General features: G+C 66.7%; 17 protein-coding genes. 6 read left to right on the forward strand and 11 right to left on the reverse strand.

What is annotated here, in order from left to right; all coding sequences use genetic code 11:
* The first annotated feature begins 35 nt into the window (after positions 1 to 35).
* Both PIJ50_RS04170 and PIJ50_RS04175 read left to right on the forward strand, forming a co-directional pair.
* Positions 36 to 746 carry a FadR/GntR family transcriptional regulator gene (locus PIJ50_RS04170; RefSeq protein ID WP_271972998.1) on the forward strand — a complete coding sequence of 237 codons (711 nt, stop codon included), beginning with the start codon at positions 36 to 38 and terminating at the stop codon, positions 744 to 746.
* Positions 747 to 793: 47 nt separating this feature from the next.
* Complete coding sequence (locus tag PIJ50_RS04175) at positions 794 to 1,942, forward strand: mandelate racemase family protein (protein ID WP_271972999.1); 1,149 nt, start codon at positions 794 to 796, stop codon at positions 1,940 to 1,942.
* Here PIJ50_RS04175 and PIJ50_RS04180 read toward each other — a convergent pair.
* The 8 genes from PIJ50_RS04180 to PIJ50_RS04215 all read right to left on the reverse strand — a co-directional run bounded on the left by PIJ50_RS04180 (position 1,917) and on the right by PIJ50_RS04215 (position 10,106).
* Complete coding sequence (locus tag PIJ50_RS04180) at positions 1,917 to 2,849, reverse strand: alpha/beta hydrolase family protein (RefSeq protein WP_271973000.1); 933 nt, start codon at positions 2,847 to 2,849, stop codon at positions 1,917 to 1,919. The two genes, PIJ50_RS04175 and PIJ50_RS04180, sit on opposite strands and share 26 nt — an antisense overlap.
* Positions 2,833 to 3,588 (reverse strand): ABC transporter ATP-binding protein, encoded by a 756-nt coding sequence (locus tag PIJ50_RS04185; RefSeq protein WP_271973001.1) that lies wholly within the window; start codon positions 3,586 to 3,588, stop codon positions 2,833 to 2,835. The genes PIJ50_RS04180 and PIJ50_RS04185 overlap by 17 nt, the downstream gene beginning before the upstream one ends.
* Positions 3,585 to 4,421 (reverse strand): ABC transporter ATP-binding protein, encoded by an 837-nt coding sequence (locus PIJ50_RS04190; protein WP_271973003.1) that lies wholly within the window; start codon positions 4,419 to 4,421, stop codon positions 3,585 to 3,587. Before PIJ50_RS04190 ends, PIJ50_RS04185 begins: the two co-directional genes overlap by 4 nt.
* A gap of 1 nt (position 4,422) precedes the next feature.
* Positions 4,423 to 5,283: an ABC transporter permease gene (locus PIJ50_RS04195; protein ID WP_271973372.1), complete on the reverse strand. Its 861-nt coding sequence runs from the start codon at positions 5,281 to 5,283 to the stop codon at positions 4,423 to 4,425.
* Between the two features lie 32 nt (positions 5,284 to 5,315).
* Complete coding sequence (locus PIJ50_RS04200) at positions 5,316 to 6,335, reverse strand: ABC transporter permease (RefSeq protein ID WP_271973005.1); 1,020 nt, start codon at positions 6,333 to 6,335, stop codon at positions 5,316 to 5,318.
* Between the two features lie 15 nt (positions 6,336 to 6,350).
* A complete protein-coding gene (locus tag PIJ50_RS04205) occupies positions 6,351 to 7,949 on the reverse strand; it encodes an ABC transporter substrate-binding protein (RefSeq protein WP_271973006.1) in 1,599 nt (532 codons plus the stop codon).
* 266 nt (positions 7,950 to 8,215) lie between these two features.
* A complete protein-coding gene (locus PIJ50_RS04210; protein ID WP_271973008.1) occupies positions 8,216 to 8,455 on the reverse strand; it encodes a DUF982 domain-containing protein in 240 nt (79 codons plus the stop codon).
* Between the two features lie 61 nt (positions 8,456 to 8,516).
* Positions 8,517 to 10,106, reverse strand: coding sequence for a phospholipase D family protein (locus PIJ50_RS04215; protein WP_271973010.1), 1,590 nt, complete (start codon positions 10,104 to 10,106; stop codon positions 8,517 to 8,519).
* Between the two features lie 114 nt (positions 10,107 to 10,220).
* On the opposite strand from PIJ50_RS04215, the gene PIJ50_RS04220 reads away from it, so the two are divergent.
* The 4 genes from PIJ50_RS04220 (at position 10,221) to PIJ50_RS04235 (ending at position 13,634) form a co-directional block, all read left to right on the forward strand.
* Positions 10,221 to 10,604 (forward strand): DUF4112 domain-containing protein, encoded by a 384-nt coding sequence (locus tag PIJ50_RS04220; RefSeq protein ID WP_271973011.1) that lies wholly within the window; start codon positions 10,221 to 10,223, stop codon positions 10,602 to 10,604.
* A gap of 154 nt (positions 10,605 to 10,758) precedes the next feature.
* The gene (locus PIJ50_RS04225) at positions 10,759 to 11,745 is read left to right on the forward strand and encodes a TRAP transporter substrate-binding protein (protein WP_271973013.1); all 987 of its coding nucleotides are present in this window, start codon (positions 10,759 to 10,761) and stop codon (positions 11,743 to 11,745) included.
* A gap of 67 nt (positions 11,746 to 11,812) precedes the next feature.
* A complete protein-coding gene (locus tag PIJ50_RS04230; RefSeq protein WP_271973014.1) occupies positions 11,813 to 12,349 on the forward strand; it encodes a TRAP transporter small permease in 537 nt (178 codons plus the stop codon).
* Between the two features lie 4 nt (positions 12,350 to 12,353).
* Positions 12,354 to 13,634 (forward strand): TRAP transporter large permease, encoded by a 1,281-nt coding sequence (locus tag PIJ50_RS04235; RefSeq protein WP_271973016.1) that lies wholly within the window; start codon positions 12,354 to 12,356, stop codon positions 13,632 to 13,634.
* 5 nt (positions 13,635 to 13,639) lie between these two features.
* On the opposite strand, the gene PIJ50_RS04240 is transcribed toward PIJ50_RS04235, so the two are convergent.
* From PIJ50_RS04240 to PIJ50_RS04250, 3 genes are read right to left on the reverse strand one after another with little or no spacing between them, the layout of a single operon-like run.
* Positions 13,640 to 14,374 carry an amino acid ABC transporter ATP-binding protein gene (locus tag PIJ50_RS04240; RefSeq protein WP_271973018.1) on the reverse strand — a complete coding sequence of 245 codons (735 nt, stop codon included), beginning with the start codon at positions 14,372 to 14,374 and terminating at the stop codon, positions 13,640 to 13,642.
* Entirely contained in the window at positions 14,371 to 15,045 is a 675-nt protein-coding gene (locus PIJ50_RS04245) for an amino acid ABC transporter permease (protein WP_271973019.1), read from the reverse strand. The genes PIJ50_RS04240 and PIJ50_RS04245 overlap by 4 nt, the downstream gene beginning before the upstream one ends.
* Before the next feature lies 1 nt (position 15,046).
* Positions 15,047 to 15,799, reverse strand: a complete 753-nt coding sequence (locus tag PIJ50_RS04250; RefSeq protein ID WP_271973020.1) for an amino acid ABC transporter substrate-binding protein — start codon at positions 15,797 to 15,799, stop codon at positions 15,047 to 15,049.
* Positions 15,800 to 15,873: the final 74 nt, after the last annotated feature.

The following is a 15,873-nucleotide window of genomic DNA, read 5'->3' on the forward strand; positions in this document are numbered from 1 at the left end:
ATATCACATGTTGGACAAGTTGAAGGGAACGCCGCATGTCAGGCACGAAAGCCCGCCTCGCCACCCGCGTGGCCGACGCGCTTCGCACCGAGATCACGGAAGGCCGCATCCGCCCCGGCGACCGGCTCCTGTCCGAAACCCGGCTCGCCGAACTCCACGGCGTCAGCCGCACCGTGGTGCGCGAGGCGATCGCCACCCTGTCCTTCGAAGGCCTCGTGCAGGCGCGCAAGGGCGCGGGCCTTTTCGCGCTTCAGGCGCAGCCGGGCCCCTTCCTCAACCTCGACATGGGCCGCGTCTCCTCCGTGATCGAACTCCTCGAACTCCGCCGCGCGGTCGAGGTCGAAAGCGCCGGCCTCGCCGCCCTCCGCCGCTCCCCCCAGCAGGACGAACGGATTCTGGCGGCGCATCAGACGGTTCTGGACTGCCTGTCTGCCGGCACCCCCACCCGCGACGCCGACTTCGCCTTCCACCTCGCCATCGCCGACGCCACAAACAACCCGCGCTTTCCTGAATTCCTTACCCTTGTCCGCGTGGGCATCATCCCGCGCGGAGAACTCCAGACCGGACAGGACAACATCCGCCCGCAGGACTACAACCGCCACCTTGACCGCGAACACGCCGCCATCTGCCGCGCCATCCTCGACGGGGATGAGGCCGCCGCCCGCGTTGCGATGCAAGAGCATCTGAAAGGCAGCCTCGCCCGCTACCGCGCCCTTCTGCGCGGCAATCAGCATACAGCTTCTTGACACCTGTATTACAACTGGTCATGCTCCGCCCATAAACGGAGGATTCCATGATCATCACCGACGTTCAGGTGCGCCACTTCCTCAGCACCACGCGCCGCCATTCCGACAGCGCCGGCCACGCCCATCCCGGCCCCCCGCACCAGGTGAAGACCTCGCTCCTCACCCTGCGGACGGAAGACGGGCACGAAGGCCATTCCTTCACCGTGCCGGAAATCGTGCGCCCCCACGTGATCGACAAGTTCGTGAAAAAGGTGCTGATCGGGCAGGACCACCGCGACCGCGAACGCCTGTGGCACGACCTCGCCCACTGGCAGCGCGGATCGGCCGCCCAGCTGACCGACCGGACGCTGGCAGCCGTCGACGTCGCCCTTTGGGACCTCGCCGGCCGCGCCCTCAACACCCCCACGCACAAGCTGATCGGCTCCTACCGCGACAAGATCCTCGCCTACGGCTCCATCATGTGCGGCGACGAACTCGAAGGCGGCCTCGCCACGCCCGAAGATTACGGCCGCTTCGCTGAAAAGCTGGTCGCCCGCGGCTACAAGGGCATCAAGCTGCACACCTGGATGCCCCCCGTGTCCTGGGCCCCGGACGTGAAGATGGACCTCAAGGCCTGCGCCGCGGTCCGCGAGGCGGTGGGCCCCGACATCCACCTGATGATCGACGCCTTCCATTGGTATTCCCGCACCGATTCCCTCCTCCTCGGCCGCGGCCTCGAAAAGCTGGGCTTCGACTGGATCGAGGAGCCAATGGACGAACAGTCCATGTCCTCCTACAAGTGGCTGTCCGACAACCTCGACATCCCCGTGGTCGGCCCCGAAAGCGCGTCCGGCAAGCACTGGCACCGCGCCGAATGGGTCAAGCACGGCGCCTGCGACATCCTGCGCACCGGCGTGAACGACGTGGGCGGCATCACCCCCGCCCTGAAGACCATGCGCATGGCCGAGAGCTTCGGGATGGAGTGTGAGGTCCACGGCAACACCGCGATGAACCTCGTCGTCACCGCCGTGTCGAAGAACTGCCGCTGGTACGAACGCGGCCTCCTGCACCCCTTCCTCGAATACGACGACGGCTTCGACTACCTCAACCAGCTCTCGGACCCGATGGACGCCGACGGCTACGTCCACGTCCCCGATCGTCCCGGCATCGGTGAGGACATCAACTTCGACTTCATCGAAAACAACCGCGTGAATTAAGGAAGGCGATCGCCTCCTCCTGCACCTCCGGCGGGCAGACATGCCCGCCCGCGAACACCGCCGCATCCACAGGCCAAATGCGCCGCAGATCGTCAAAGGCCGGCTCCACCGCCGCCAGCGGCAGATGCCGGTCCGCATCCCCCGACCGCAAGAACAGCGGCTTCGGCGCGGCCACCGCCGCCAGATCCGGCAGATCCGCCAACCCGGTCAGTGACGGGTGCAGCATCCAGAACGCCGCCTGCCCCTGCACCACCGGCGCCCCCAACCGCAACAACTCCCGCCGCTGCGCCATCCAGGACAGCGCCACCGCCGCATCCACCGCGTCGCACACGGCCAGACATTGCCACGCCCGGAACCCCCCAAAGGAAAACCCCCACACGGCCAGCCCCCGCGCCGCCTCCGGCCGCCTTGCCACCCAGTCCGCGATGTCCCGATCCTCCCCCGCGACCAGCCCTGCCAAGGACGTTCCCATCCCCAATGCCATGCACGCCTGCGCCTGCTGATCCCCGGGCAACCCCCGCGATCCCCAGCCCACCGCGTCGAAACAGAACACCGGATGCCCCGCCGCCACCAACCGCTGCGCCGGCGCACCGCCATAAAATCCTTGCGGATCCTTGGTCAGCTTGCGCCAGCCCAGATCGAACCGCCCACCATGATCGTGAAACATCAGCACGGCGCAGCCGGTGATCCGCTCGGGCACAAGCGCCACGCCTTCCGCCCGCTTGCCGCTGGCAAAACACAAAACGCCGCCCGCGAACCCGACCACGGGATCGGCGGGCGGCAAGGCCGCGTCCCACGCCTGCCGAAGGCGCTCCCGCCATCCCGGCACGCCGAACCGCAACGGCAGCGGCGCCTCCAGACGCCGCCGCCAGTCCTCAGGCCAGCCCGAACTACATGGCCCGGTCATAGGCGATGGAGGCGTCGATCAACTCCCGCGCATAGGGATGCCGCGCCCCTTGCCCCGGAACGCCGGTCAGCGCCCCGCGGCCCAGAACCTCCACCAGCTGCCCCTTCTGCATCACGGCAAAACGGTCGCACATGTGGTCCACCACCGCCAGATCATGGCTCACCATGACATAGGTGAAGCCCCGCCGCTCGCGCAGGTCGGCCAGCAGGTTCAGGATCTCGGCCTGCACGCTCACGTCCAGCGCGCTTGTCGGCTCGTCCAGCAGCAGCACGTCCGGCTCCAGGATCAGGGCGCGCGCGATGGCCACGCGCTGCCGCTGCCCACCCGACAACTGGTGCGGATAGCGGTCGAGGAAGGCCAGCGGCAACCCCACCTCGGTCATCGCCCGGTCCATCCGGCCGCGCGGATCGTCCAACCCGTGGATGCGCAGCGGCTCGGCCAGAACGGTCCGCACCGACTGGCGCGGATGCAACGAGCCGTAGGGGTCCTGAAACACCATCTGCATCGTGCGGCAGCGTTCCACCACGGGCATCGCGCGCACGTCCTGTCCCCCGATGCGCACCTCCCCCTGCCACTGCTTCATCAGCAGCGACAAGCAGCGCAGGATCGTGGACTTGCCCGACCCGCTTTCGCCCACCAGTCCGAAACACTCCCCCGCCTGAACGCTGAAGGAGATGGCGTCCAGAATGCGCGCCTCCCCCAGCGTGATCGACAGGTCGCGGATGACGATGTCCTTCATGCCCGCACCTCCTCGGCCCATTCGGGGCGCCGCTGCAAGACCGGCAAGGGCCGGCGCGGCCCGCCGATGCGCGGCTGCGCCGCCAGCAACCCGCGGGTATAGGGATGCTGCGCCTTGTCCAGCTCGCTCGCCTTCAGGCTTTCGACCACGCGGCCCGCATACATGATCAGCACCCGGTCGCAGAAGTTGCGCACAAGGTTCAGGTCGTGGCTGATGACGATCAGCCCGATGCCCCGGTCCCGCACCAGCCCGTCAAGGATGGACAGCACCTGCATCCGCACCGTCACGTCCAAGGCACTCGTCGGCTCGTCCGCGATCACCAGCTCCGGCTCGGTCAGCAGCATCATGGCGATCATGATCCGCTGCCCCATCCCGCCCGAGACCTGATGCGGATACAGGTCGTACACCCGCTCCACATCCCGGATCGCGACGGATCGCAGCATCGCCAGCGCCTTTTCCCGCGCCTCGGCCTTCGAACATTTCACATGCACCCGCCACGCCTCGGCCACCTGGTCGCCCACGCGGCGGATCGGGTTCAGGCTGAACTTCGGGTCCTGCAGGATCATGGAGATCCGCTTGCCCCGGATGCCCAGCATCCGCTTTTCCGGCGTCGCCAGCAGATCGACCTCGCGGAACTGCATCCGGTCGGCCGTGATGTCCGCCGTCGGCAGCAGCTTCAGCAGCGCCCGCCCCAGCGTGGACTTGCCCGACCCGCTCTCCCCCACGATGCCCAGCCGTTCCCGGCCCAGCGTGAAGGACGCCCCCCGCACGGCCGGTGCGGGCGATCCGCGATAGGCCACGCTCAGGTTCTGGATATCCAGGATCGTGTCCATGTCACCTCCGGTTCATCTGCTTGGGGTCCAGCGCGTCGCGCAGCCCGTCGCCCACAAGGTTGAAGGCCAGGCTGACGCACAGGATCGCGATGCCGGGGAAGGTCACCAGCCACCAGCTGTCGATCATGTAGCGCCGCCCCGTCGCGATCATCGCGCCCCATTCCGGCAGCGGCGGCTGTGCGCCCAGCCCAAGGAACCCAAGCCCCGCCGCCGTCAAAATCACCGTCGCCATGTTCAGCGTCAAACGGATCAGAACAGACGGCAGGCACATCGGCACGATGGATTTCAGGATGATCCGCGCGTCCGACGCCCCCTGCAACCGCGCGGCCGACACGTAGTCCTCCGCCCGGAAGGTCAGCGTCTCGGCCCGTGCCAGTCGCGCGATCGGCGGCCAGGATGTCAGGGCGATGGCGATGATCGCGTTCGACAGGCTCGGCCCCAAGGCGGCCACAAAGGCCAGCGACAGGATCAGCGAGGGGAAGGACAGGAAGATGTCCGTGATCCGCATCATCACCGTGTCCACCTTGCCGCCGTAATACCCGGCGATGGTCCCCACGGCCAACCCGATCGGCCCCACCACCACCGTCACCAGCGCGATGATGGTCAGCGTGATGCGCGTGCCCCAGACCAGCCGGCTCCAGATGTCGCGGCCCAGCTCGTCCGTGCCGAACCAGTGCCCTCCGCCGGGCGGCGCCAGCGTGTTGGCCAGATCCTGCGCGTAAGGATCATGCGTCGCCAGCCACGGCGCGAAGACCGCGCCGAAGATCAGCAGCCCGATCACCCCCAGCCCAAAGGCCGAGGTGGGCTGCCGCATCAGGAAGCGCAGGATGCGGCCCAGCGGGGCCAGACCCGGAACAGTCATCGTGCGGCCTTTCTTCAGGGTTTCGGTCTGCATCAGCGCGTCCTCGGATCAAAGACGCGGTACAGCACGTCCGACAGCAGGTTCAGCGCGATGAAGATCACGCCCACCAGCAACACGCAGGTCATCACCGCGTTCATGTCGCCGATCATCAGGTTCGACGTCAGGTACTGCCCGAAGCCCGGCCAGGAAAACACGGTCTCGATCAGCACGGCCCCTTCCAGCAGCGCGCCATAGGCCAGCGCCACGATCGTCACCAGCTGCACGCGGATGTTCAAAAACGCGTGCCGCCAGATCGTCTGCCGCACCGACAAGCCCTTCACCCGCGCCGTGGTCACGTATTCCTGGTTGATCTGGTCCAGCATGAAGCTGCGCGTCATCCGCGTGATATACGCGCTCGACGAATATCCCAGAAGTGAGGCCGGCAGGATCATGTGGTTCAGCGCGCTCCAGAACACCTCCCATTCGCCGGCCAAGGCCGCGTCGATCAGGATGAAATGCGTCACCTCCGGCACCAGCCCGATGAAGTAGTCGTCGATCCGGCCACCCCCGCCGACCCAGCCCAGCCAAGCGTAGAAGATCAGCAGCGCGATCATCCCCGTCCAGAAGATCGGCATGGAATGGCCCGCAAGGCTGATCACCCGGATCAGCTGGTCCGGCCAGCGGTCCTTCTTCACGGCGGCGATCACGCCCATGGTGATCCCCAGCGTGGCCCCGATCAGGATCGCCAGCGTCGCCAGCTCCAGCGTCGCGGGCATCACCGCCGCGATGTCATGGATCACCGGCTGCCCCGTGCGGATGGAGGTTCCGAAGTCCCCCGTCACCACGTCGCGCAGATACATCAGGAACTGCACGGGCAAGGGCCGGTCCAGCCCCAGTTCCTGGTACACCTGCATGTAGGTGTCCTGCGTCGCCTCCTCGCCCACGATGGCGCGAACGGGATCGGCCGGCATCAGCCGCCCGATCACGAAGGTCAGGATCAAGAGCCCGACCAGCGTGACGGCGATGGTGCCGACCTGCCGGGCAAAGCCGCGGGTTCGGGAATGTGTCAGCATCGGCCCCTCCCCCGCTCAGCGGTTCTTCGATACCGTGGACAGGTCGGTGGACCAGGACGGGTTCACCACGAACCCTTCCAGATCGTCCCGATACCCGGCCGAGGTCACGACCTCCGAAAACGGCAGGATCGGCGGCACGACCTCGTCGATCCGGTTCTGGATGTCGGCATACATCTGCCGCCGCGCCTCCACATCCACCTCCGACGCGGCCGCGTCGATCAGCCGGTTCAGCTCCTCGTCATAGAAACTCGTCCGCCACCCCTGAAAGTTCGTCAGACGCGCCTCGGCCGAGTTGTCAGGGTTGTAGATCAGCGCCCGCATGTTGCTGTCCGGGTCCGGCAGCTGCCCGCCGCCACCGCGGCCCACCAGCATCTCAAACTTCCGCTCGCGCATCGCGCCATAGATCTGGTCGCCCGATCCGGTGATGACCTCGGCCCGCACGCCGCCCTGCGCCAGCGTGGCCTGCATCGCGGTCGCAAGGTTCAGGAAGGGGTCGTCCGACAGCGCGCGCAGCGTCACGTCCATCCCGTCGGGATAGCCGGCCTCGGCCAGCAGCGCCTTGGCCTTCTCCGGATCGAAGGCATAGCCCGGATCCTCCAGCAGCCCGAAGAACCCGCCCGAGATGGGGCGCTGATGCTCCGTGCCATAGAAGGGCAGGATCGCCTCGTTCAATCCCTTGTAGTCGATCAGGTAGCGCATCGCCTCGCGCACCTTCGCGTCCTGGAACCGTTCATCCGCCATCGACATCGCAAGGTAATAGAACCCGGCCGACGGCGTCGTCTGGATCTTCACGCCCTCGGCGGTCTGCAAGGCCGTCAGGTCGGCCGGCGCCAGCTGGAAGGCGATGTCCAGATCGTGACGCTCCAGCTGCAACCGCTGGCTCTGCGATTCCGGGATATGGCGCCAGACGATGCGGCGCATCGCGGGCTTCTCGCCCCAGAAATTCTCGTTCTCGGCCAGCAGCACAAGGTTGTTGGACTGCCACTGCTGCAACACAAAGGCCGCCGATCCCGCCGATTGCTGCGCCAGCCACGCCGCCCCCAGATCGCCGTTCTCCTCGTGCTCCATCACCTCCACGGAATCCAGAACCGAACCCGGCCCCACGATTCCCAGCGTCGCGATGATCAGCTGTGGGTTCACCTTCTGCGGCAACGTCACCACCACCGTGCGTTCGTCCGGCGCGGCAAAGGCCGCATCCGCCCCCTCCGCGCTGAAGCCATAGGTCTTCAGGAAGGACGCCTGCGCCAGGTTCAGCGTCAACAGCCGCTTGAACGACCAGACCACGTCCTCCGCCCGCACCGGGTTGCCCGACGCGAACTCCGCCTCGCGCAGATGGAAGGTGATGGACATGCCGTCTTCGGCCACGTCCCAGCGTTCCGCCAGATCGGGCTGCACCTCGGACCGGTTCACCGGGTCCAGCTGCACCAGCCCGTCATACACGTTGGCCAGAACCTGCACGGTTTCCTTGCCGGTGATCGCGGCCGGGTCCAGCGTCAGGATATTGGTCATGGAAAAGCCGACGACCAGCTGGTTGTCGGGCGTGTCGGCCAGAACGGGTGTCGCCGCCAAGGCCAAGGCCGCCACCGTCAGGCGCAGGCGCGCTTGATATGTCATAAGATCCTCCCCGCTGATGACGACGCCCCGCCCCTCACGGGATGTCCGACAGCATGACCTTATTTGTTATACATCTAGGCCCCGAGTCAACGGTTTTCTAAACAGCCTCTCACCCCCGGCACAGCAAAAAGCCCCTCCGGATACACCGTCGGGGCCACAGCCAGTCCTGAAAAAACATCCCACGCATCGGCCAAATCAACCGTCATGACACAGGTCGGAACACCCTCGATGACAAAACAAGCCTCGCGGGCAAAGCCCGCCGCGCCTCAAACCCGCGCGAACATCCCGATCTCGTCCGCCGCATACAGAAACGCCTGCCGCGCCGCCGCGTGCGACCCGCGCCCCGCGATCGCCGCCTCGCAGGCGGCCTTGGCCGAGCGGTATTCCCGGCCCATCGTCGTCGGCCAGCGCGACAACGCGTTCAGCGCATCTTCGGTGCGGGCGTACACGCCGGACAAATCGCGCGGCGCGTCATCGAATACGATCGGTCGGGTCCAGAGGTTCATCGTCATTCCTGCCTTCAACAGCCCCGTCAACCGCGACTCCGCGATTTGGTTCCAAAAATTCTCACAGCAACCAGCGGATCGGCAGCACGCGCAACAGCCCCATCACCGCCGCCGTCATCCGTGACATCCCCGGCTCCCGCCTGTGCACCTCCAGCCGCGCCCCGCGCTCCACCCACTCGATCCCGTTCCCCAGCTGCAATTCATAGGCGTGCAGCGGCACGTCGTGGTCGAACACCTCCGCCACCTTGCGCGCGAGGCGTGGGCTTTCGATCACGAACCCCATCTCGGTGTTCAGCTGCCACGACCGCGGGTCCAGATTGAACGACCCGATGAACAGCTTGCGGTCGTCCACCGTGAAGGTCTTGGCGTGCAGCGTCGTCACGCCCGACCGCAGGGCAGCGGTCGATCCGGTGCCCGTCCCGCGCAACCGGCTGCCCACGCCCACCCGGACCCCCTCGCGCGGGTTCAGCCCCCGCGTGCCCGAGGCGCGAAGCTCGAACAGCCGCACTCCGCCTTCCAGCATCGTCCGGCGCGAGGGCGCATAGCCCGCATGCACCAAGGACACGTCCCCCGCCTCATAGCTGTTGGTCAGCACCGACACGTCCACCCCGTGCCGCGCCAGCGCCGCCAGCCAGCGCGCCCCCTGTGGCCCCGGCACGAAATAGCCGGTGATGATCCCCAGCTTCCGCCGCGGCCGCCCGATCGCCTTTTCCAGCCGCCCCGCCAGCAACCCGTCCGGCCGTGCCCGGTCCAGCCCCTTGGCCGGATCGTCGCTCAACAACCGCACCGGCGCCCATTCCATGGGCAGCGTCCCTTCCACCAGCAGCCGCACGATGGGCAGGTCCCGGATCCGCCGCATGAACGCCGCCGAGGCGGGGTCCCGCTCCACCTTCACCGCCGCACGGCGCAGCTTGCGCACCATCCGCCCGTTCACGCGGCCCAGGATCTGCTCCGCCGGATAGGCCGATTGCGAGGTCCAGTAGCGTTCGAAATCCGCCGCCACATCCGCCACAACCGGCCCGATGGCCAGCACGTCCAGGTCGCCGTAAAGCCCCGCCTCCCCCGAACCGAAATACTCGTCCCCGATGTTGCGCCCGCCCACGATGGTCGCCACCCCGTCCACCGTCAGGCTCTTGTTGTGCATCCGCCGGTTCAGCCGCTTGAAGTCGAAGGCAAAGCCAAGCGCCTTGGGAAACCGGATCGCAAAGGGGTTGAACAGCCGCACCTCAATGTTGGGATGCCGGTTCACCCCCGACAGCACGCGGTCCATCCCCGCGATCCCGTTGTCGTCCAGCAGCATCCGCACGCGCACCCCGCGCCGCGCCGCGGCATAGACGGCGTTCAGAAGCAGCGTCCCCGACCGGTCGCCGTGCCAGATGTAGTATTGCAGATCCAGCGTCCGCTTCGCCTCGCGCACCAGCAGCATCCGGGCGGCAAAGGCGTCATGCGCGTCGGCCAGCATGTGGATCCCCGACCGCCCGCGATGCCGTCGCGCGGCCCGCACGGTCGCCCGGTCCAGCGGCGTCGCCTCCCCACGCGGCGGGGACACCGCCCGCCCATGCACCGGCGGCGGCAAGGTCGACGCACGCTTCAACCCAAACGCAAGCAGCCCCAACCCCACCGCCGCCGTCGCCAGATATCGCCGTCTCATGCCGTCCCCCAGATGATCTGGTCAACGCCCGCCCAAGGGCCCGGTTCCCCCCCCACCCCCCGGCGGAACGCCCGCCGCGCCCGCGGGTTATCCCCCAAACGCAAAGGACATCCCATGCCCACCACCCGCCCCGTGCACGAGGAGATCGCCCGCCTCGACCGCCTCGCCCACCGCCTCGATTCGAAGTTCCGCATGCCCCTTCTCGGCTTCCGCTTCGGCTGGGACGGCATCCTCGGCCTCATCCCCGGCCTCGGCGACGCGGCCACCGCCCTGCCCTCGGCCCTGATCATCCACCGCGCGTGGAAACTGGGCCTGCCCCGCGCCACGCTGGCGCGCATGGCGCTCAACACCGGGGCCGACTTCGCCTTCGGCTCCATCCCCGTCCTCGGCAGCGTCTTCGACATCTATTTCAAGGCCAACCTGCGCAACATCGCCCTGATCCGCCGCCACCTCGAACAACAGTCATATGGCAACAAAACTAATTTATATGATGATTGACGCCCCCCGCCCTCTTCGCCCATAATCGGAGGGAAGGAGCATGGCGCTCCAGCCCCGTTGGGAGGCGGGGACGGACGCCACGGACAGGAACCACCCCGGATCAACCGGCGGGCCGCCGCACGCTCCCGTCAACACCAAGGGGAGGGACCCATCCATGACAAACCTGACACGCGTCTTCGCCGGCCTTCTGCTCTCGGCCGCCTGCGTCACCACCGCCGCCGCCGCCGATTGCGAGATCACGCTCCGCTCCTCCGACACCCATCCCGACGGCTATCCCACCGTCGAAGGCGTCAAGTCCATGGCGGCCGAGGTGCGCGAAAAGTCCAACAACCGCATCTGCATCGAAGTCTTCCCCTCCTCCCAGCTCGGCGAGGAAAAGGACACGATCGAACAAACCCAGTTCGGCGTCATCGACATGGTCCGCGCCTCCTTCGGCTCGTTCAACGACATCGTCCCGATCACGCAGCTGACCTCCATGCCCTACCTCTTCAAGTCCGAAGAGCACATGCACCACGTCATGGACGGCCCGATCGGAGAGGAGATCGCCGAGGCCTTCGCCGAAAAGGACCTGATCGCGCTGGCCTACTATGACGGCGGCGCGCGCAGCTTCTACAACTCCGAACGCCCGATCCGCACGGTCGACGACCTCAAGGGCCTGAAGTTCCGCGTCATGCAGAACGACGTCTTCGTGGACATGATGGACGCCCTCGGCGCCAACGCCACCCCCATGCCGTATGGAGAGGTCTACTCCTCCATCCAGACCGGCGTCATCGACGGGGCGGAAAACAACTTCCCCTCCTATGACACGTCGGGCCATGCCGAGGTCGCGAAATACTTCACCCTCGACCAGCACCTGATGGTGCCGGAACTCGTCGCCGTCTCCAAATCCTCGTGGGAGAAGCTGACGCCCGAGGATCAGGAGATCCTGCGCACCGCCGCCAGGAACTCCGCCACCGTGCAGCGCCAACTCTGGGCCGATCAGGAAGCCAAGTCCGAGGCCGCCGTCCTCGCCGAAGGGGCAGAGATCATCAAGGACGTGGACAAGACCGCCTTCATCGAGGCGATGGCCCCGGTCTACGAGAAATACGTGACCACGCCCGAATCCAAGGACCTGATCGAACGCATCCAGGCCACCGAATAAACCCGACCCCGGCCCGCGTCCCGCAAGGGGCGCGGGCCTTTTCATGTCCTTCCACAGGGGTGATGCCATGCACGGCCGTCTCGCCGCCTTTTCCCGACTCAACACCCGTCTCAGCCGTGCCAGCCTCTGGCTCGCGGGCCTGGGCCTTGTCGCCATGACGGCCATCGTCTTCGCGCAGGTCTTCGTCCGCTACGTCCTGAACGACAGCCTCCTCTGGGTCGAACCCGCCGCCCTCCTCCTGATGAGCTGGTTCATCTTCCTCGGCGCCGCCGTCGGCGTGCACGAGGCGTTCCACATGGGCTTCGACATCCTCGTCCATTTCGTCCCCCCGCGGGTGGGGCAAGGCCTGCGCCTGATCTCCGACCTCGCGGTGCTGGCCTTCAGCGTCGCCATGGTCGTCTTCGGCTGGCAGCTCATGGCCAAGACATGGGGCTCCAGCCTGCCCATCATCCGCCTGCCCGGCGGCTTCACCTACATGCCCCTTTTCGCGGGCGGGATCCTGATGACGCTCTTCACCCTCGAACACGCGCTGAACCGCCTGACGGGGCGCCCGGTCGAACCCGACCACCCCACCCCCGACGACATCCTGCAAAGCGAGGCGTGATCGCATGGAATACACCATCCTCTTCGGCGTCTTCTTCTTCTTCATGCTGATCGGCACGCCGATCGCCTTCTGCCTCGGTCTGTCCAGCCTCGCGACGATCCTCTACATGGACCTGCCGCCGCTCGTGGTGTTCCAGCGCCTGTCCTCGGGCATCTCGGTCTTCACGCTGATGGCCATCCCGTTCTTCATCTTCGCGGGCGACCTGATGGTGCGCGGCGGCATCGCGGCCCGCATCGTGGCCTTTGCGGGCTCGCTCATCGGCCACGTCCGCGGCGGCCTCGGCCAAGTCAACATCGCGGCCTCCACCCTCTTCGGCGGCATCTCGGGCTCGGCCGTGGCCGAGGCTGCGGCCGTCGGCGGCATCATGATCCCCCAGATGAAGGCGCGCGGCTACGGCGCCGATTACGCGGTGAACGTGACCTCCATGGCCGCCCTCATCGCGCTGATGCTGCCCCCCAGCCACAACATGATCATCTACGCGATCTCGGGCGGCGGCCGCATCTCCATCGCGGACCTCTTCACCGCGGGCATCATCCCCGGCCTCCTCCTCGCAGCGTCGCTGTCGGTCGTGGCCTACCTCGTCGCCCGCAAGCGCGGCTACCCGACCGAGGCGTTCCCCGGCTTCGCCCGCGTCGGCCGCCTTCTTCTGGAATCCATCCCGGGCATGCTGCTGATCGCGATCATCTTCGGCGGCGTCCGCTCGGGCATCTTCACCGCCACCGAAAGCTCCTGCATCGCGGTGATCTACGCGCTTCTGGTCACGGCCTTCGTCTACCGCAGCCTCACCTGGCACGACTTCGTCCACGCCACCCAGCAGGCCGTCCGCACCACGGCGATGGTTCTTCTCATCATCGGCATGGCCGGCGCCTTCGGCTGGCTCATGGCCTACCTGCGCGTGGCGCAGATCTCGCTCGAATGGATGCAGTCCGTCTCGAACAACCCCTTCGTGATCCTCTTGATGATCAACATCGTGCTCCTCGTCCTCGGCACCTTCATGGACATGAGCCCGCTGATCATCATCACCACGCCCATCTTCCTGCCCGTGGTGGCCGCCTTCGGCGTCGATCCCGTGCATTTCGGCGTGATCATGATCCTGAACCTCGGCATCGGCCTGAACACGCCACCCTTGGGCCCCGTCCAGTTCGTCGCCGCCGCCGTCGCCCGCATCTCGATATGGGAGGCGATGCGCAGCGTCTGGCCCTTCTACGGCGCGGGCCTGTTCGTGCTGATGCTCGTCACCTACATCCCGGCCCTGTCACTCTGGCTGCCAAGCCTGTTCCACTGACCGCCCTACCCCGTGACCCGCCGCAAAAACGCGCGGGTCCGGGGATCGCGGGCCGCCTCGAAGATCTGCGCAGGCGGCCCCTCCTCCACGATCCGCCCGCCTTCCATGAAGATGACCCGGTCCGCGATCTCGCGCGCAAACTGCATCTCGTGCGTCACGATCAGCATGGTCTGCCGCCGCTCCGCCACCCGCCGCATCAGGTCCAGGACCTCCCCCACCCATTCGGGGTCAAGGGCCGAGGTCGGCTCGTCAAACAGCATAAGGTCGGCCTCCAGCGCCATCGCGCGCCCGATCCCTACCCGCTGCTGCTGCCCGCCCGAAAGCGCCGCGGGATAGCTGTCCGCCTTCTCCGTCAGCCCCGTCTCGGCCAGGATCGCGTCCGCCCTTGCCTCGGCCTCGGCCCGCGGCCGCTTCTGCACGGTGATCAGCGCCTCGGTGATGTTCTGCCGCGCCGTCTTGTTGGCGAACAAAGCATAGTTCTGGAACACAAAGGCCGTCCGCCGCCGCAACCCCAGCACCTGCGCCCGCGTCGCGCGGCCCGCATCCACCTCCAGATCGCCCACGCGGATCACCCCCGCCTCGGGCCGGTCCAGAAAGTTGATGCAGCGCAGCAGCGTCGATTTCCCCGTTCCCGACGGCCCGATGACCACAACCCGATCGCCCTCCGCGATCGACAGGTCGATCCCGTCCAGCACCGTGTTCGCCCCAAACCGCTTGGTCAGTCCCGTCAGCCGGATCATCGCGTGAACGCCTTGTTCAGGGAAACCTCGATCCGGCGCTGCACGAAGGACAGCGCCTCCACGATGATCCAGTAGATCACCGCCACCACGATGAAGGCCTCGAAATACAGAAACGCGCTCGCCGCTTCCTTCTGCGTCGCGCCCATCATCTCCGTCACGCCCAGGGTAAAGGCCAGCGACGTCGACTTGATCATGTCGATGAAGTAATTGACCAGCGTCGGCGCCGCCACCCGCGCGGCCTGCGGCAGGATGATCCGCCCCATCAGCTGGTTGCGCGTCATGCCGACGGCCTCGCCCGCCTCCCACTGGCTGCGGTCCACGCCCACGATCGCGGCGCGGATGCTTTCGGCCATGTAGGCGCTGAAATGCAGCGTCAGCCCGATGATCGCCGCCTGCACCCCGGTCATGCCGGTCAGGAACGGCATCACCTGCGGCAACCCGTAATAGAACAGGAACAGCTGCACCAGCAGCGGCGTCCCGCGGAAAAAGCTGATATACAGCTTCACGAAAAGGTCCAGCACCGGGATCCGGGCCACCCGCTCCATCGCCAGCAGGCAGCCCAGGATCAGCGCGCAGACCATCGCCACCGCCGCCATGAACAGGGTCAGCGGCAGGTAGCCCAGAAGAATGGGCACCAGACCGATCATGAAGTCGAGGTCCAGCGCCCTCATCTTATTCGGCGGCCGCGGGCTTGGTCACATCCGCCTTCAGCCACTTCTCGGAAATGGCGGTCAGCGTGCCGTCCTCCTTCATGGCGGTGATCGCCGCGTCCACCTTGTCGCGCAACTCCGCGTCATCTTTGCGGAAGGGCAGCGCGTTCTGGATCTCGCTGAACGGCTCGCCCGCCAGCGCCAGCGGCGCGGGGCTTTCCGCAATCACCTGCGCCGAGGACACGCGGTCCATCACGAACGCATCCACCCGGCCCAAGGCCGTGTCCTGCTCGATGTTGGATTCATAGGTGCGGATGTCGATCTCGCTGGCATAGGGCAACGCGCGCAGCAGCTGCTCGTAGTTGGACCCCAGGTTCACCGCCACGCTCCGGCCCTTCAGCGACTCCGGCCCCGTGATCTCGCCCTCGTTGCCCTTCCTCACCACCACCTGCGCCCCGTCATAGACGTAAGGTTGCGTGAAATCGAACTTCGCCTCGCGCTCCGGCGTCACGGTGATCTGGTTGGCCACCGTGTCGATCCGGTCCGCCTCCAGCGCGCCGATCAGGCCCGAAAACGACATGGTCACGAATTCCACGTCCATGTCGGTGCGCTTGCCGATCTCGTTCAGGAAATCCACCTCGAAGCCCTGCAACGTGTCGTCGCGGGTGAAGGTGAAGGGGAAATACCCCCCCGACATGCCGACGCGCAGCGTCTCGGACAACACGGGCGTCGCCAGCAGCGCGACGGTCGTGGCAAGAGTGATAGCCTTCAGCATGCCTGTTCCTTTCCATGGAAGCCGGATCACCGAGATGACGCTTTCGCACAGGCTCGGCAAGACTGCCGGGAAAA

This window comes from Falsirhodobacter sp. 20TX0035, from assembly GCF_028307215.1.
Taxonomy (GTDB): Bacteria; Pseudomonadota; Alphaproteobacteria; order Rhodobacterales; family Rhodobacteraceae; genus Falsirhodobacter.

Excerpts from the sequence above, each read along its gene's own strand:
- PIJ50_RS04210 (WP_271973008.1), bottom strand. The coding sequence starts at position 8,455 with ATGAACCTCTGGACCCGACCGATCGTATTCGATGACGCGCCGCGCGAT.
- PIJ50_RS04215 (WP_271973010.1), bottom strand. The coding sequence starts at position 10,106 with ATGAGACGGCGATATCTGGCGACGGCGGCGGTGGGGTTGGGGCTGCTT.
- PIJ50_RS04250 (WP_271973020.1), bottom strand. The coding sequence starts at position 15,799 with ATGCTGAAGGCTATCACTCTTGCCACGACCGTCGCGCTGCTGGCGACG.
- PIJ50_RS04230 (WP_271973014.1), top strand. The coding sequence starts at position 11,813 with ATGCACGGCCGTCTCGCCGCCTTTTCCCGACTCAACACCCGTCTCAGC.
- PIJ50_RS04220 (WP_271973011.1), top strand. The coding sequence starts at position 10,221 with ATGCCCACCACCCGCCCCGTGCACGAGGAGATCGCCCGCCTCGACCGC.
- PIJ50_RS04180 (WP_271973000.1), bottom strand. The coding sequence starts at position 2,849 with ATGACCGGGCCATGTAGTTCGGGCTGGCCTGAGGACTGGCGGCGGCGT.
- PIJ50_RS04235 (WP_271973016.1), top strand. The coding sequence starts at position 12,354 with ATGGAATACACCATCCTCTTCGGCGTCTTCTTCTTCTTCATGCTGATC.
- PIJ50_RS04225 (WP_271973013.1), top strand. The coding sequence starts at position 10,759 with ATGACAAACCTGACACGCGTCTTCGCCGGCCTTCTGCTCTCGGCCGCC.
- PIJ50_RS04185 (WP_271973001.1), bottom strand. The coding sequence starts at position 3,588 with ATGAAGGACATCGTCATCCGCGACCTGTCGATCACGCTGGGGGAGGCG.
- PIJ50_RS04245 (WP_271973019.1), bottom strand. The coding sequence starts at position 15,045 with ATGAGGGCGCTGGACCTCGACTTCATGATCGGTCTGGTGCCCATTCTT.
- PIJ50_RS04195 (WP_271973372.1), bottom strand. The coding sequence starts at position 5,283 with ATGACTGTTCCGGGTCTGGCCCCGCTGGGCCGCATCCTGCGCTTCCTG.
- PIJ50_RS04205 (WP_271973006.1), bottom strand. The coding sequence starts at position 7,949 with ATGACATATCAAGCGCGCCTGCGCCTGACGGTGGCGGCCTTGGCCTTG.
- PIJ50_RS04170 (WP_271972998.1), top strand. The coding sequence starts at position 36 with ATGTCAGGCACGAAAGCCCGCCTCGCCACCCGCGTGGCCGACGCGCTT.
- PIJ50_RS04175 (WP_271972999.1), top strand. The coding sequence starts at position 794 with ATGATCATCACCGACGTTCAGGTGCGCCACTTCCTCAGCACCACGCGC.
- PIJ50_RS04240 (WP_271973018.1), bottom strand. The coding sequence starts at position 14,374 with ATGATCCGGCTGACGGGACTGACCAAGCGGTTTGGGGCGAACACGGTG.
- PIJ50_RS04190 (WP_271973003.1), bottom strand. The coding sequence starts at position 4,421 with ATGGACACGATCCTGGATATCCAGAACCTGAGCGTGGCCTATCGCGGA.
- PIJ50_RS04200 (WP_271973005.1), bottom strand. The coding sequence starts at position 6,335 with ATGCTGACACATTCCCGAACCCGCGGCTTTGCCCGGCAGGTCGGCACC.